We start from the raw sequence: 15,864 nt of genomic DNA on the forward strand, positions 1-15,864 counted from the left end.
AAAACATGTTTATTAATAATCTTGTTTAAAAGGTTGTTGTAAAAACCACCCCGTCAAAAATTCTTTGAATTTTCGCCACCCCTCCGTAGGAGGGGAATATTATATCTTCAGTTGTAACGGAGCTCAGGATTATATTTCAGGTTGCCCCATAGAAATAGCCGGAAAGATCCGGCCATTATCAAAATATATACAGAAGTATGATGTTGCTTTACTTCGTCTTTTTACCTGCAAATTTATTCAGTTTCATGCTGATGGAGAACATGATGTATCTTTTCAGGATGAGATCTTCACGGTCTTCAAAATAAGAATCGGTAATGGTTCTTCTCACGCTTTGATTTTGATTTAAAACGTCATACACCTTTACTTTTGCTGTAAACTGTTTTTTATAGAATGAATATCCAAGGCTGGTATTCCAGAAGTAGAAATCTTTTTTAAAGCCCGGAGCAATATTGGAATTGGTATTGTATTCAAAATCGTTTCCAAATACGAGATTGCCTTTCAGCATATAATTGGTCAGTTCAAGTTTTAATGACTGATTCGCTGTATTTACATTGGTTACATTATAATTGGTATAATTGGAGAAACTATATCCAAGTCTGTAAGAGGGCTTGATCGTCATTTTATCTTTAATTTCATAAGTAAGATTAAGACCTGGGTTTAGATTATAAGAATTGCTGGTGAAAGATTGTCCATCAATAAAACCGTTATTGTAAGCATAATTCATGGTGAATCTAGGATTGATAATAAGTTTATTATTCTTCCATTTCAATACTTTACTGAAACCTCCGCCGGCATTGATGCTTTTATTTCCGCTTACGTTGTCATAAGTGATCACCTGTTTTCCTGCATTATCATAGGTGGAAAAATTGATGATATCATTATTTCTGTACGTAAAACCAATATTGAAATAGTAGCTGAACTCTTTCACTTTATTATAATTATTGAAATATAAATAAAGATTGTTAGTCCAGGTATTTTTTAAGTCAGGGTTTCCCTGATAGGTAATCAAAGGATTGGATTCATCTTTATAAGGAGTCAGTTGTTCTGCTGTCGGAATGGTGAAGTTGGAATAGTTGTAAAAGCTTAAGGTTTTTCCTTCAGTCAGCTGATAGTAAAGGTTCACATTATATTGGGGCAGTACAAAATTTTTCTGAAGGTCATATTGCTGGCCGTTATAAATAGAATTTACCTTCATATCCGAAATATCAAGATTCATGGAAGCCCAGAAATTCAGTTTCTTTTTGCTAATCTGGTAAGTCAACTCAGGAGATATCTGATTGATTCTTTGCTTCATATTGTTGGATAAAAGCTGATTGTATTTAGTATAATCTCCTGTTGTATTATCAAAATCATTTACATTTCTCAAATCTCTGGAAGATCGGGTTTCATATTTCAATTCAAAACTTACACTTGAAGAATCGGAAACAGGTTCTGTATATCCGGCAGTAAAATTGAAACTGCTGTTCTGATTTTTATTTTTGGCTAACTGATCCCTGTTGTCTTTTGTGGTTGCATTAGTTTGATAGAACGTATTTTGAGATTGGTTCAGGTTATCTCTTTTAGATTCAGAAATGGAACTGTTCATATTAGCGGAAACCGAACGGCCTTTTTTCTTGAATTTTTTAGAAAAATAGAGGTATGGATTGAATGAATTGCTTTCCGAGTCATTAGTTGAATAAGTATTACTTTCATTTACAAGTTTACCATTATTTAAAGTAGATGAACGTGAATTATTAAAATTGAAACTGCTGTTTTTCGTAAATCTTGGAGAAAGATAGATACTCGTCATAGAATCCAGCTTGATTTTAGCCGAAGTATCAAAGCTGTATTGTTTGGACTCATTTTCACCATTGCTTTCAGAATTGGTTTGAAGCGTGTAAGTAGGGAGAAGGGTAGATCTTGAAACTTTAGATCTTGTTTCCGTATTGGAATCGGAATGCATCAGGCTGAAGGAATCCAGATCGGCATCTTTTCCCAGCTTGTCACTGTAGTTTAACCCAATTGTTGTAGACCTTTGAATTCCTTTCGTACCGCCTCCCTGGTTATAGTAAGTCATATTTCCTACCGTTGAGACAGATCCTCCTTGCATCATCCAGGCATTCCGGCCATTTCCCATACTGTCAAAAACCTCATCTCTGGAGAATCCCTGAGAGTTGATATTATTGGAAGAAGCCAATAGGCTTATTTTGGTATCCCCTTTAAAATAACTCACCAGTCCACTTGCTTCATACCGTTTATCTGATCCATAGCCAACCGTAAGTCTTGTCAGTAAACCTTTATTTTTCTTTTCATCAATATTAAAATTGATGGTGGTATTCTGAGATTTGGCTGCTTTTCCGCTGAGTTCTTCCTCCTTGGTTTTAGTGGTGGTGAACTGAATATTCTTAATAATATCTGCGGGTAAATTCTGAAGAGCAATTTTACCGTCTTTATCAAAGAAAGGCTTTCCATTGATCATGATCTGGTCTACTTCTTTGCCATTCACGGTAATCTTTCCTTCATTGCTGATTTCTACACCGGGGATTTGCTTCAGAAGCTCTTCAATTTTACTGTCTGGGCGTACTTTGATAGCAGCTGCATTAAATTCAATAGTGTCTTTTTTAATTTTTACGGGTGAAACGGTGATTTTTACTTCATCAATTTTATTTACAATACCTTGCTTCTCCAGCTGAATATCTCCCAGAGATAACGACTGATCTATTTTTTCGAATTTTTTTGAATAGGAAGATAATTTATCAGCATCAATTTTGAGAATGGAAGGTTCTTTCATATCATCAATCTTCAGCGAGAATTTCCCTTCCCTATTGGTTGCCGTATAATTGATAATGGATGAATCTTTTTGTTTCAAAAGATAGACGGTGGCATTTTCTATCGCTTTCTTTTCGGAATCGGATATTTTTCCGTCAATGTGTAACTTTTGGGCGTGCAGAATAATGACAGTGAACATCAAAGTCAATAGCAACAGAGTTTTCTTCATTAGTTTTTTTTTCAGAGCCGTAAAAATATAAAAACATCCCAAAGTTGGGATGTTTCTATGCTTTTTTTGTGAAAATTTATTATTTTTTAATAAAAATTATGCTCTTAAATATCTTGAGTAAGCATATCCTTCCTGGCCGTCAGCATTTTTTACTTTCCACCAGTCATCAGAAGTTTGCTCAATAAGAGTTACAGAAGAACCTTTTGCAGCTTTACCTACAACGGCAGCTTCAGTAGAAGGTTCCTGTCTGATGTTAAGATTAGATTCTTCAGTAGCCACTGTTAAAGAAGCACCTGAAGCCAAACCTGCAACCTGTACATCAATATTGATATCTGAAGCAGAATAAGTAGAATCAATAGCTCCCAGAGCATTCCATACAGCATCTTTAGCTGCAGTATTGGAAGCATTTCCGGAAACATAAAGAATTCCGTCCTGCTCCTGAACCTGAAGATTGGAGATCCCTGCAGACTGTGCCGCTGAAACTACACTTGAATATTTATCTTGTAATTGGCTCATCTTAAATTATTTTACGATTAGGTTGTTGTTATACTTTCCGATTTTCAAAGCATCTACAGATTCCTTGATTTTTCTGGCCTGTAAAGCAGAAACATTTCCTGTAAGAGTAAGCTGTCCGTTGACAACTTCCACTTTTACAGAAGGGAAATCCTTCACTGCATCCTGAACTTTTTTCTGAACAGCAGGATCTACAGCAGATGCCGTTTCAACTGGTGCTGCAGGTGCAGGAGCTGCTACGGTAGACATATCCATTACGTCTTTTACTCCGCTGATGGCTTTTAATTTAGCAATCATTGCGTCTTTAGACTGTTGATCTGCGAAAGTACCGCTTAAGTGAGCTACACCTTCTTTTACTTCAACAGAAGCATTGGGATTAGAAGTTACTATAGTTGTAGCCTGAGTCTGAAGGTCGGCATCAGAAACTTTCTTTTTACAAGAAATAGCACCGAAAGATACAGCTACAGCTAATGCAGCCATTGCAATAGTTTTTTTCATATTGTATATTTATTAATGTTGTTATACACTCAAATGTAATAATAAAATTTGTACCAAAAGAATAAAAAGTCAATAAATGTTTCTTAATTTTTTTACAATATTTTCTAAACCAGGGTTTTAATTTTTGGGGATTAAAAACTTAATGTAAAATTCAACTCTATAGAAGAAAATCGTCTGCCAATTGAAAAACCATTATATTTGCGCAAATTGAACTATATATATGAAAGGACAGAATAAACTTTTTATAGCAATTATCATTGCCCTTCTTCTGGGAGTAGGAATCGGAGGTATTGTACACGTGAGCTATCCAGATAGTGCAGAACCCTTTTCTAAAAACATAAAACTGTTGGGAACGGTTTTTATCAGATTGGTACAGATGATTATTGCTCCATTGGTTTTTACGACATTAGTAGTAGGGATTGCCAAAATGAGTGATATCAAAATGATTGGAAGAGTAGGTACAAAAGCCATGCTTTGGTTTATTTCAGCTTCTCTGATTTCCCTTTTTATCGGGTTGATCCTTGTTAACTGGCTGGAGCCGGGACATGTTACCAAATTACCAATTCAGGATGTCGCTTCTGCTGACGAACTTCTTAAAAGCAGCAAAAGTTTTTCCATGGAAGATTTCGTAAAACACATGATTCCTAAAAGTTTATTTGAAGCCTTCGCTACCAACGAAGTACTGCAGATTGTTGTATTTGCGGTGATGTTTGGAGTTGCTTTGGCTAATCTGGGAGAAGAATATGCTAAACCAGTTGTGAAACTATTTGATATTATTGCTCACGCCATTCTTAAAATGGTAGGGTATATCATGTGGTTTGCTCCGCTTGGAGTATTGGGAGCTATTGCAGCGGTAGTGGCCACCAATGGTTTTGAAATTTTTAAAGTATATGCTATTTATTTAAGAGACTTCTTCTTTGCTATAGGGGTTCTTTGGCTGGTCCTTTTACTGGTAGGATATTTCATCCTAGGAAACCGTCTTTTTGACCTTTTAAAAAGAATTAAAGAACCTTTGCTAATTGCTTTCTCTACAACAAGTTCAGAAGCAGTATTCCCGAAATTGGTGGAAGAACTGGAGAAATTCGGGTGTAACAGCAGAGTAGTTTCTTTTATTTTACCATTAGGATATTCATTCAATCTGGATGGAAGTATGATGTACATGACATTTGCTTCAATCTTTATTGCTCAGATCTACGGAATCGAAATGACCCTTGGACAGCAGATCACTATGCTTTTGGTACTAATGCTTACGTCAAAAGGGATTGCAGGAGTTCCAAGAGCTTCTCTGGTAATTATTGTGGCAACATGTTCAATGTTTGGTATCCCGCCGGAAGGTATTGCTTTGATTTTACCAATTGACCATTTCTGTGATATGGGTAGAAGTATGACCAACGTACTTGGAAATACGCTGGCAACCACAGCAGTTTCAAAATGGGAAGGGCAGTTAACTGAACCATTAGACAAAATTTAAATATCAATGAGTTTAAACAACTTAGAAAATCATAAAAGCCATATTGAAAAATATGGCTTTGCTGTTATCAATGATGTGTTTTCGCAGAAAGAACTGGAAGACATCAACCTTGTTCTGCAAAATATAGACACTTCAAAAGAAAATTTTAGAAAGTCTGAAGACCTTTTTGCTATCAGGCAGTTCTTAAAAGAAGTTCCGGAAATCAAAGATCTTGTGTTTAATGAAAACATCCGGAAAGTGGTGAAAGAAATCTTCGGTGAAAAATATTTTGTGGTTAAAAGTATCTATTTTGATAAGCCTGAAACCTCCAACTGGTATGTAGCCTATCATCAGGATCTTACTATTTCTGTGGATAAGAAGTTGGAACTCGCTAATTTCGGACCTTGGACCACCAAACAAAATCAGTTTGCGGTACACCCTCCACTCAACGTTTTGGAAAATATCTATACCATCAGAATCCATCTGGATGATACCGATGAAAACAACGGAGCGCTGAAAGTGGTTCCAAAGTCTCATGCAAAAGGCATTTACAGACCCGAGACTATTGATTGGACTGTAGAAACAGAAGAAATCTGCAACGTAGAAAAAGGGGGAATTATGCTGATGAAACCTTTAACGCTTCATGGTTCCAACCGAACCACCAACGGAAAGAAAAGAAGAGTCATCCACATCGAATTTTCTGATATGGAACTTCCGGAAGTCCTGCAATGGTCGGAAAGAATGAATTGAAAAATAAACCCTTCTTCAAAATTCTGAAGAAGGGTTTATTTTAGTATTAATCACAGGAGATGATTTCACCATACGGCTTGTCTATATTTTCTTTATGATAGGAGAGAAATAGCAGGCCTTCTTTAGGGTTGGGATCCCAGAAAGATGTTGGTGTGGAGACTTTCATCTTTGTTTTCAGTATATTTTCAATCATACTATCCTTACTTCCAAAAGTTGTAACAGGAGTAATTTCCTGAATTTTTGATGTATCATCTATTTTTACTTTATAGATAGCAAAAGACTGCTTAGGCTTGAATCCACTGATCTTTGATAAATCAGATCTATATTCGGTTCGAGTTTCATCATAGCAACGGGTAAACTGTAAGCCTATAAACCTGAATGTATTATTATTTAAATAAGTAAAGGCTTTTTCCAGATTTTTAAGCCACGATTTTTCATCTTTTGTTGGTTTATTTTCCAGTTTTGATTTTGGAGTACAGGATGAAATGGAATAGGTGTTATTGTATTGGTTTAAAAAGATCAGATATCTTTCATTGGGCAGGACATCAATTTCACAAGCTCCGGAATAGGAATTTCCAATGAGTCCTCTCACATTCATTGTTTTGAATGTTTTAGCTCCCTTATATACTTTTTCAATTTCAATATCTGCTTTATAGGATCTTTGCTCAGTATTTTCGTCATATACTTTCAAAATTCTGATAATACCTACAAATTCAGAATTTTGATAATTGTGTGCTAAGGTTTCATATACACATTTACAAGCTGAAACTTTTATAATACTTAAAAGTAAAAAGAGTAGTAATGATAATTTTTTCATAGGTGTTGTTTTTGTTTTTTTACTTCACAGCAATCTCATCAATAAAGATATAAGCATCACCGCCTGCTCCCTGATGCCATTCCGGAAGTTTTCCGAAATAGTAAGCTTTTACTTTAATATATCGGGCTTCGGTAGGAAGAATTTCTGTTGAAAAGTCTTTGATCTGTACTTTTTCATCCTTAGGATCAATAGTATTGTCAACCGTTTTCAGAAGGACAAAATCTTTTCCGTTCATGGAGGCGTAATATTCTACTTTTTTAGGCATTATAATCCATGCTTTGCTGTCCTGAAGGTAAGTGGAAGATAATGATTTTATGTTCTTAGGGGACTTAAAATCAATGACTGCCTCAAAATTTTGTCCCTGATATCCGTGCCATTCCCCTTTTCTCCAGTTAACATCCCCTCTGATCCCGTCAATAAGAGCAAGGTTTCCGGTAGCGCTGTATTGAGGAGTTACTTTTGACAGGATATTAATATCCCAGTAATTAGGTCTTCTGTTGAAGTGAGCAGTGGTTACAGAACTTTTTTCCCCGTTTCTTTCAGCATAAGCCATTACCTGAGTGGTTTTGGTGATGGAGAATTGTCCTTTATAAGTAGAGAACGTCTTTCTTTTATTGCTGTCACTTTCATCTATCGTCATGTAGTACACTTTGTCATTGGCATTAAGTGGAGTGATTTCTACCTTGGTAGAAAAATCAAAAATTCTGTCTGCAGCAATTACTGGTGAAGCGGTTTGTTCAGCATATTTAAAATCTTTAGCCGATTTCACATTTTCGAATCCCAGTTTTTTAAGTTCAGCTCTGCCGGTAGTTTTGGTAATTGTTCTGGTAGTACCGTCTTCAAGATGAATTTTAATTTCGTCAAAATAAGGCGTTGTGGTTTCCCATTCCGGTAATCCCGGAGTGACAGAATAAATTCCCATTGAGCTTAAAACATACCATGCACTCATCTGGCCACAGTCTTCATTTCCGATAAGGCCGTCAGGTGTATTTTTATAAAAATTATCAAGGATGTATTTGATTTTTGCATCTGTCTTTTCTGGCTTATCAACGAAATTATATAAATAAGCAATGTGATGGCTTGGTTCATTTCCCTGGGCGTATTGTCCTATCAATCCTGTGATATCCACTTGTTCTCTTCCCGTTGTTTTATCAGGTGCTGTAAAAATAGCATCAATGAACTGTTCAAATTTTTCTTTTCCGCCATGCGCTGCAATAAGCCCCGGAATATCCTGCTGTACAGAATATGAATAATGCCACGAGTTTCCTTCCGTATAATTGTTGTTAACTTCTCTCGGATCAAAAGGCTCATACCAGTTCCCGTTTTTTCTTGGCTGCATAAAACCTGTTTTTGGATTGTAAAGGTTTTTCCAGTTCTGAGAACGTTTCATGAAATACTGATAGTCTTCTTTCTTGCCTAAAATTTTCGCCATTTGAGCAATACACCAATCGTCATAGGCATATTCTACTGTTTTGGAAACACTTTCATGCTCGTCATCTATGCTGATATAATGATTCTGTTTGTAAGCATTCAAACCAAAAATATCCTGCATGGCAGAACCTTTTGCAGCCTGAAATGCCTTTTCATAATCAAACCCCTGAATTCCCTTAGCCATAGCATCTGCAATGACGGAAACAGAGTGATAGCCAATCATACATTCTGTTTCGTTGGAAGCCAGTTCCCATACCGGAAGTTTTCCTCCCTGTTCGTATTGTTTAATGAAGGTATTGATAAAATCAGCAGTTCTTTTTCTGTCAATTAAAGTCATCAGCGGATGAGCGCCTCTGAAGGTATCCCAAAGTGAGAATACGGTGTAATAATCAAAACCATTGGCGGTATAAAGCTTGTTATCTCTGCCTCGGTATTTTCCGTCAACATCCATATTGATGTTCGGTTGTGTGAAAACATGGTAGAGTGCAGTATAAAAAACAGCTAATTTGTTTTTATCATCAGATTTCACCTCAATTTTGGAAAGTTCTTTATCCCAATTCGTTTCTGCCTGTTTTTTTACTGCTTCAAAATCATTAGATGTTCCTTCTGCCAGCATATTTTTTACTGCTCCTTCATAGCCTGTAGGCGAAACAGAGACTTTTACATTGATCTTTTCTCCTTTTTTAACATTAGCTGAAAATGCCAGAGCAAGTTTTGTCCCCGTAAAAAGATTGTCTTCTTCTTTTCCATTGGTGTCTTTTTTTGAAATTTTCATAGGCTTTGAAAACTCAATTCTGGCATAGATGTACTGATTGGTAGCCCATGCTTCACTTCTTCTGAAAACTTCAATGGTTGTATCATCAATAATCTTTACTTCACCTTCCAGAAGCTTATCTCTGTGGTTGAGGTCTAAAATGATATTGGCATTTCCGGCATTGTTGAAAGTGTATTCATGATACCCGACTCTTTTTGTCGTTGTAAGGCGAACATCAATATTATTTTTATCTAATTTTACAGCATAGAATCCTGCTGTTGCTTTTTCATTTTTATGCGAAAATTTCGAAGAATAGTCTTTGCTGTTCAGGCTTGGATTTCCCATAGTAGGCATCAGCATAATGTCTCCATAATCAGAAACTCCTGTACCATTTAAATGCGTATGAGAAAAACCATAGATAACAGAATCCGAATAATGGTATCCGCTGCATCCGTCCCAGCTTCCGTCAATTCTGGTATCGGGAGAAAGCTGTACCATTCCAAAAGGAACAATCGCCCCTGGAAAAGTGTGGCCATGGCCTCCGGTTCCTATCATGGGATTGACATATTGGGAATAATTCTGTGCGGAAATAATTTGAGTAATACATATGGAAAATGCAATAAGCCCTTTTTTCATGTTTTGATTTTAAAGAACGAAGATATTGAAAAACAGTAAAAGAGATGTAATAAAAGGCATTTACGATTTGTCTTATTAAAAACAATATAATTCATGAAGAAGATAGTACTAGCTGTAATCATGCTGTTGCCCGCTATTGCTTTAGCTCAAAGTATAAAAGGAAAGATCTCTCAGGCTGGAAATGCTGTTCCCTACATTGAGGTGATTGCCGTAAAAGATCAGAAAAAACACACCTCCATTTCAGACGAAAAAGGAAATTACTCTTTGAAACTTTCAGAAAATGGAAACTATAGTATCAGACTTATACAGGATGGTATTGAAATATCCCATAAAGATATTGCTATTAACGGAGAAGTGAAACAGGACTTTTTTATTGAAAAAAAGAATGAAAAACAAATCGAAGGGGTTACGCTTACTGCCAGAAAAAAACTGATTGAGAGAAAAGCAGACAGATTGGTTTTCAATGTATCCAATTCTGTTGCCTCACAAGGAATGGATGCTGTGGATGCTCTTGCGACAACTCCTCTGGTTAAAGTAGATGATAACACCGGAGTTTCCATCGTTGGGAAAAGTGGGGTGGCAGTAATGATTAACGACAGAATTCTGAATTTGTCAGATGCTGAACTGGTTACCTATCTCAAAAGTCTCAGATCTGAAAATATAGAAAAAATTGAAGTCATCACAGCACCTCCTGCCAAATATGAAGCACAGGGAAACAGCGGATTGATCAATATTGTTTTAAAGAAAAATCAAAATCTGGGATGGAGTGGAAGTTTGACCTCCAGTCTTCAACAGCAGACTTATACCGGGAATTCAAACAGTGTAACCGTAAATTATCAGAACGAAAAACTGCGTTCTTCCTTAAAGTTGAGACAGAATAAAAATGAAAAGCATTCCTATGAAAACTATTGGATAGAAGGTACAGATGGTCTTAAAAGCAATGATGACAGAAGAGATTTCGGGGATGGACTGGGGGCCAATTTAAGTTTGGATTATCAGTTAAGTAAAAAGTCCAATGTCGGATCTATTTATGATTTCGGATTCGGACATTCCAATATGGATATCAGAAATACTTCAAACTATTTCCAGAATGGGATTTATACCAATACACTACTGACTGATGCACAGCACAGAGCTACAGGAAGACAACATACGGCCAGCGCGTATTATGATCTGAAATTCGGGAAACAGGATAATAAACTGAGTATCACAGGGAATTATTTTTCCAATACTCCGGAAACAATTATTGATTTTACTACAACAGAGAGTTCGGGAGGCAGATTTGTGGTAAAATCGCCTTCTATGGTAGATTATAAAATTTATTCCGGGCAGGCGGATCTTACATTGCCTTATCAGTTTGCAAAGACAGAAACTGGAGTGAAATTCACCAATTTTGATAATAACTCCAGTATATTTTATCAGAACTTAACGAACGGACAATATATTACAGATCCTTTGAAAAGCAATGAATTTGAATATAACGAAAAAAATTATGCAGCTTATATAAGTTTTGAAAAGTCATTCAACGAAAAATGGTCGGCAAAAGCAGGTTTACGTTACGAATATTCGGTGGTCAACGGAAATTCTTTAACTTCCGGACAGCAGACTGAAAATTCGTATGGGAAATTTTTTCCAACGGCCTATATCAGCTATAAAAGCAATGAAAACCATACTTTCAACCTGAATTATTCCAAAAGAATCAATAGACCGGGATTCCGAGCGATCAATCCCTACCGCTGGTACATCAATATCAATTCTTATTTTACCGGAAATCCTTTCCTGAAGCCCTCTATCAATCATAATTTTGAACTTTCCTACGTGTACAAAGGAAAATTATCGGCATCAGCTTATTTTCAGAGAACCGTGGAAGCATTTAGTCAGCTTGCCACCCTGAAAGGAGAAAACAGGGTGAGTACTTTTGAAAATTATTACAACCAGAACAGCATGGGAGTTTCCCTTAACTATTCAGATACTTTTTTCAAAAAATGGGAAGCGAATTACTCGGCCAATTATTCTTATATGAATACGGATGTTTTTGCAACCGATGCTCTTGCCAGAAAAGGGAATAGTTATGATTTCGATTTTCAGAATAATATATCACTCAATCAAAGTAAAACAATACAGCTGATTCTGAATTACTGGTTCCGTCTGCCTTCCAATTCCGGAAATTCCTATATGAAGTTTGCTGGAAATCTTACTTCAGGGGTGAAACTGAATCTTATGGAAAAGAGCCTTCAGCTGAATATATTTGTTTCAGATATATTAAAGCAAGGCAAAAGTCTGGGAGAAATTTATTATACAACAGGAACACATTCTTACAATAATTACTACGACGCCAGAAGACTTACTTTATCAGCAACCTATACTTTTGGAAATAAAAAAGTAAAAGGAATGGATCGCAATGTAAGGTTTGATGAAAAGAACAGAGCCAATTAATACTCTGACTTTAAATTGTTTTTGATGCATGCCATTCTGAATGAAACGGAGTGGAATGAAGAATCTTTTATTTTATGAGGTTCTTCATTCGTCAGAAATCGAAGATTCGATATAGTCAATGACAAAACAGAAAATTTCTACACTTCTCCCTCAAAGAAATCATTGAGATAGTCCTCTTTGTCTTTTTCTTCCCGTCCGGAACCCAGATATTTTTTCCAGGACTGAGATTCATAATATACAATGCCCATTTCCCAGACACAGTAAGTTGGAAGATGGGTTTTGTTTCTTTCCCATACTTCAAATTTTCCGGAACCATCATAATATACGCTTTCCCACAATTCATTTTCACTGCGCCATGTGCAGACTAACAGGAGATAATTTTCTCCACAGCGATGCATGATGACGAATCCCAGATCATCGATGTTTTTAAAATTTTCTTCAGCATTTTCAATACACAATTGTGCATTATCAATGTCCTGCCGGGAAACTTCCGAAGGATCACTTGCGAGGTCATACCATTTGAATTTCGTCTTTCCAATGGTAAATATTCCTTTTGGCTGTGCGTATTTGGAAGGATAGGTATTGGTTCTCATATCAATTGCTTTCTGAGGTTGGGTGTAATGTCAGGATAAAAATCACAAATAAGAAATTTTTAACGATCTGATTTATCACCTGATATTATAGATTTTATTGATTCTAAATTACCGAAAAAATCCGTAAATTTGTAAACAATTTATATTTATATGTTGACGAAAGAAAAGGTTCAGGAATTCCTTAAAGAAATAGAAGTAGACGATTTGGTGAATAATCTTCAGATTATGGGTAACGATGTTTATATTGACATGACTGCTCATTCACCTGCAATGCACGAAAAGAAAAAACTGGAGGCTGCCATGAAACAGGCTTTTGCCAGTGAGTTTGGAGAAGACATTCATTTAAAACTTAAAATCGTTTCTCCGGAGCCTAGTGAAATTCAGCAAAGTCAGATCAAAGGAAAACAAATTCCGGGAATTCAAAATATTATCGCTATTGCTTCCGGTAAAGGAGGAGTAGGGAAGTCTACCGTTTCTGCAAATATGGCAGTAACGTTAGCCAAAATGGGCTTTAAAGTAGGATTATTGGATGCAGATATCTACGGTCCTTCAGTTCCTACCATGTTCGATACAGAGGGACAGAAACCAATTTCTGTAGAAGTGAATGGTAAAAATCTGATGAAGCCTATCGAAAATTATGGAGTTAAAATGCTTTCAATAGGATATTTCTCCGGCGCTAATCAGGCTGTAGTGTGGAGAGGTCCTATGGCTTCAAAAGCTTTGAACCAGATGATCAGAGATGCTGCATGGGGAGAGCTGGATTTCTTATTAATTGACCTTCCTCCAGGAACAGGGGATATTCACTTGTCAATTATCCAGGAAGTGCCTGTAACAGGAGCGGTCATCGTAAGTACACCTCAGCATGTTGCATTAGCAGATGTAAGAAAAGGAATTGCGATGTTCCAGATGGAAAGCATTAACATTCCGGTTCTTGGATTGATCGAAAATATGGCATATTTTACACCGGAAGAACTTCCTGACAATAAATATTATATCTTTGGAAACCAGGGAGCACAATATTTAGCGGAAGATCTTGGAATTCCGGTGTTAGGAGAGATTCCATTGATCCAAAGCATCAGAGAAGCAGGAGACGTTGGAAGACCAGCTGCGCTTCAGGAAGGATCTAAAATTGCAGATATCTACACAGAAACTGCCAGAAAAATGGTAGAAAGTTTAGTGGAAAGAAATAAAAATCTTCCTCCTACTGAAGCTGTGAAGATTTCTACGATGGCAGGATGCTCGCCAAAAGCAAAATAATAATAATTTCAATAAAATTTGAAAAAACCGAATTGAACTGAAAAAATATGGAAACAAACATAACGCACGAAGATACCGTAACAAGAGTAATGGAAGCTCTGGAAAGCATCAGACCATTTTTGAATAAAGACGGAGGTGATATTGAGCTTATTGATGTGAAAGATAATCAGGTGTTTGTGAAACTTTTAGGTAACTGTTCCGGGTGTTCATTGAATTTTTCAACCTTAAAACTGGGTGTTGAAAATACAATTAAACAACATGCTCCGGAAATCGAAAAGGTAATCAACGTAGAGTAAAATATATCTGAGATATTTTTAAAAAGACAGGCTTTTTTAAGGCCTGTCTTTTTATTTGCATATTGAGTCCACTAAGCCTACCAAACCCGTCAGGTTTATGATGAAATTTTTCAGACTCAAAAAAAATGTTTTTATTGTTTTACAACTTTGTTTCCTACCCCTTCTATAGAAACATCCGGCTTTCCTGATTTTGTTCCGGAAGTCCGGTAGTAGACCATATTGCCGCCACCTTCCATGGAGATTTTATCCACTTTATCGATGTATACTTTATTACCTGTTCCTGAAACCGTAATTTTTTTAGCACTTCCTTTGACTGTTAATGTGTTGTCGCCACCTTCTACCTCAACAACGCCTCCATTGAGAGCGTAATTCAGCTTGTGGCCCACACCTTCTACATGTACCACCTTATCGCTTTCTGTTTTTTCTACTCCTTTTGTAGATTCTACTTTTCTTGATTGCGAAAATGCAGTAGCTGTTCCCAGCAGCAGGAAACAAAGAATTCCTGCAGTTTTAATATTTTTCATTGTGAATTGGTTTTTGTTGAGGATAAATATAGATATAAAATGCTTTTTTCAAGAATTTTAAAAGTTAAATCATCATAAATAATCAGGTTGCTTCAGGAGACGGTTTTTGTAATAATTTCTTTAACTACCTTTAATACTTCAGTAGATTTTTCCCGGATGATTAATGCATTCTTTTTATTTTTGATCAGCTCAGTGAAGTTATTGTCTTCCATATTAATGTCTACGATAAAAGCTCCATACTTGAGTGCGGTTTCGGCAATGGCAATAGGAAGGCTCGTTGCTCCGGAAGTACCAACAATAAAAAGAACACCACTGTTTTTGGCAATTTTAAGTGCACTGAATTTTTTGTTCGTTTTTTCATCATAATATTCATCAAACCATAAAATATTCGGGCGCATCCAATGCCCGCAATGAGCACAGGTTAAAAGTTCTTTATCTTTCGCGGTAAGATCTTCATCCAGATCTTTGCTTTGTATGTCCACAGGCAGATCCATAATTTCTTTACATCCGTTTGAGCATTTAATCTCCCGGTTATTCCCATGGATTTCATAGATTCTTTGGCTTCCGGAACGGCGGTGAAGGTTGTCAATATTTTGGGTAAGCAGATGAAATCTGTCCTGAAGTTGAGTTTCAATATCTGCCAATGCAAAATGACTTTCGTTGGGAGAAGCATTTTCAAACATTTTTTTTCTGAAAAGAGAATACTGCAGAACTTCTTCCGGATGCTGTCTGAAATAACGTAACGTTCCAAATTCTTCAGGCTTGTGAAACTGAGTTCCTTTTACCCAAATTCCATCTATTCCACGATAAGTAGGAATACCACTGTCTGATGAAATTCCTGCACCGGTAAGAAATGTAAAGAGATTTCGTTTTTCTTTATGCCAGACTTGTTGAATAATATTCTCTAATTGATTTTCCATTGTGTTATTAAA

At 36.3% G+C, this 15,864-nt stretch carries 13 protein-coding genes; 5 read left to right on the top strand and 8 right to left on the bottom strand.

Annotated elements, in window-relative coordinates:
* Positions 1–208: 208 nt before the first annotated feature.
* From KBP46_RS20290 to KBP46_RS20300, 3 genes are all read right to left on the bottom strand, one after another.
* Positions 209–2,977 (bottom strand): TonB-dependent receptor, encoded by a 2,769-nt coding sequence (locus KBP46_RS20290; RefSeq protein ID WP_216444014.1) that lies wholly within the window; start codon positions 2,975–2,977, stop codon positions 209–211.
* 96 nt (positions 2,978–3,073) lie between these two features.
* The gene (locus KBP46_RS20295; protein WP_062674092.1) at positions 3,074–3,493 is read right to left on the bottom strand and encodes an SH3 domain-containing protein; all 420 of its coding nucleotides are present in this window, start codon (positions 3,491–3,493) and stop codon (positions 3,074–3,076) included.
* Between the two features lie 6 nt (positions 3,494–3,499).
* Positions 3,500–3,988 (bottom strand): BON domain-containing protein, encoded by a 489-nt coding sequence (locus KBP46_RS20300; RefSeq protein WP_062674094.1) that lies wholly within the window; start codon positions 3,986–3,988, stop codon positions 3,500–3,502.
* A 220-nt stretch (positions 3,989–4,208) separates the two neighbouring features.
* Between KBP46_RS20300 and KBP46_RS20305 the strand changes: the two genes are divergently transcribed.
* Both KBP46_RS20305 and KBP46_RS20310 read left to right on the top strand, forming a co-directional pair.
* The gene (locus tag KBP46_RS20305) at positions 4,209–5,459 is read left to right on the top strand and encodes a dicarboxylate/amino acid:cation symporter (protein WP_047434424.1); all 1,251 of its coding nucleotides are present in this window, start codon (positions 4,209–4,211) and stop codon (positions 5,457–5,459) included.
* A gap of 6 nt (positions 5,460–5,465) precedes the next feature.
* A complete protein-coding gene (locus KBP46_RS20310; RefSeq protein ID WP_216444015.1) occupies positions 5,466–6,188 on the top strand; it encodes a phytanoyl-CoA dioxygenase family protein in 723 nt (240 codons plus the stop codon).
* A gap of 46 nt (positions 6,189–6,234) precedes the next feature.
* Here KBP46_RS20310 and KBP46_RS20315 read toward each other — a convergent pair whose 3' ends face one another.
* Both KBP46_RS20315 and KBP46_RS20320 read right to left on the bottom strand, forming a co-directional pair.
* Positions 6,235–7,005, bottom strand: coding sequence for a hypothetical protein (locus KBP46_RS20315; RefSeq protein ID WP_216444016.1), 771 nt, complete (start codon positions 7,003–7,005; stop codon positions 6,235–6,237).
* Between the two features lie 19 nt (positions 7,006–7,024).
* Complete coding sequence (locus tag KBP46_RS20320) at positions 7,025–9,826, bottom strand: GH92 family glycosyl hydrolase (RefSeq protein ID WP_123279310.1); 2,802 nt, start codon at positions 9,824–9,826, stop codon at positions 7,025–7,027.
* A gap of 93 nt (positions 9,827–9,919) precedes the next feature.
* Here KBP46_RS20320 and KBP46_RS20325 point away from each other — a divergent pair, with 93 nt between their 5' ends.
* On the top strand, positions 9,920–12,262 hold the full coding sequence (locus KBP46_RS20325) for an outer membrane beta-barrel family protein (protein WP_216444017.1): 2,343 nt from the start codon (positions 9,920–9,922) through the stop codon (positions 12,260–12,262).
* 137 nt (positions 12,263–12,399) lie between these two features.
* Here KBP46_RS20325 and KBP46_RS20330 read toward each other — a convergent pair whose 3' ends face one another.
* A complete protein-coding gene (locus KBP46_RS20330) occupies positions 12,400–12,855 on the bottom strand; it encodes a hypothetical protein (protein WP_062674104.1) in 456 nt (151 codons plus the stop codon).
* Positions 12,856–13,005: 150 nt separating this feature from the next.
* On the opposite strand from KBP46_RS20330, the gene KBP46_RS20335 reads away from it, so the two are divergent.
* On the top strand, positions 13,006–14,112 hold the full coding sequence (locus KBP46_RS20335) for an Mrp/NBP35 family ATP-binding protein (protein WP_062674106.1): 1,107 nt from the start codon (positions 13,006–13,008) through the stop codon (positions 14,110–14,112).
* Positions 14,113–14,159: 47 nt separating this feature from the next.
* Positions 14,160–14,408 carry a NifU family protein gene (locus KBP46_RS20340; RefSeq protein WP_002977212.1) on the top strand — a complete coding sequence of 83 codons (249 nt, stop codon included), beginning with the start codon at positions 14,160–14,162 and terminating at the stop codon, positions 14,406–14,408.
* A 131-nt stretch (positions 14,409–14,539) separates the two neighbouring features.
* Here the strand turns inward: KBP46_RS20340 and KBP46_RS20345 are convergent, their stop codons facing one another.
* Both KBP46_RS20345 and KBP46_RS20350 read right to left on the bottom strand, forming a co-directional pair.
* Positions 14,540–14,932: a DUF3060 domain-containing protein gene (locus tag KBP46_RS20345; protein WP_216444018.1), complete on the bottom strand. Its 393-nt coding sequence runs from the start codon at positions 14,930–14,932 to the stop codon at positions 14,540–14,542.
* Positions 14,933–15,024: 92 nt separating this feature from the next.
* Positions 15,025–15,852 (bottom strand): Sir2 family NAD-dependent protein deacetylase, encoded by an 828-nt coding sequence (locus KBP46_RS20350; RefSeq protein ID WP_123279313.1) that lies wholly within the window; start codon positions 15,850–15,852, stop codon positions 15,025–15,027.
* Positions 15,853–15,864: the final 12 nt, after the last annotated feature.

Source organism: Chryseobacterium sp. PCH239, assembly GCF_018924625.1.
GTDB lineage: Bacteria > Bacteroidota > Bacteroidia > Flavobacteriales > Weeksellaceae > Chryseobacterium > Chryseobacterium cucumeris.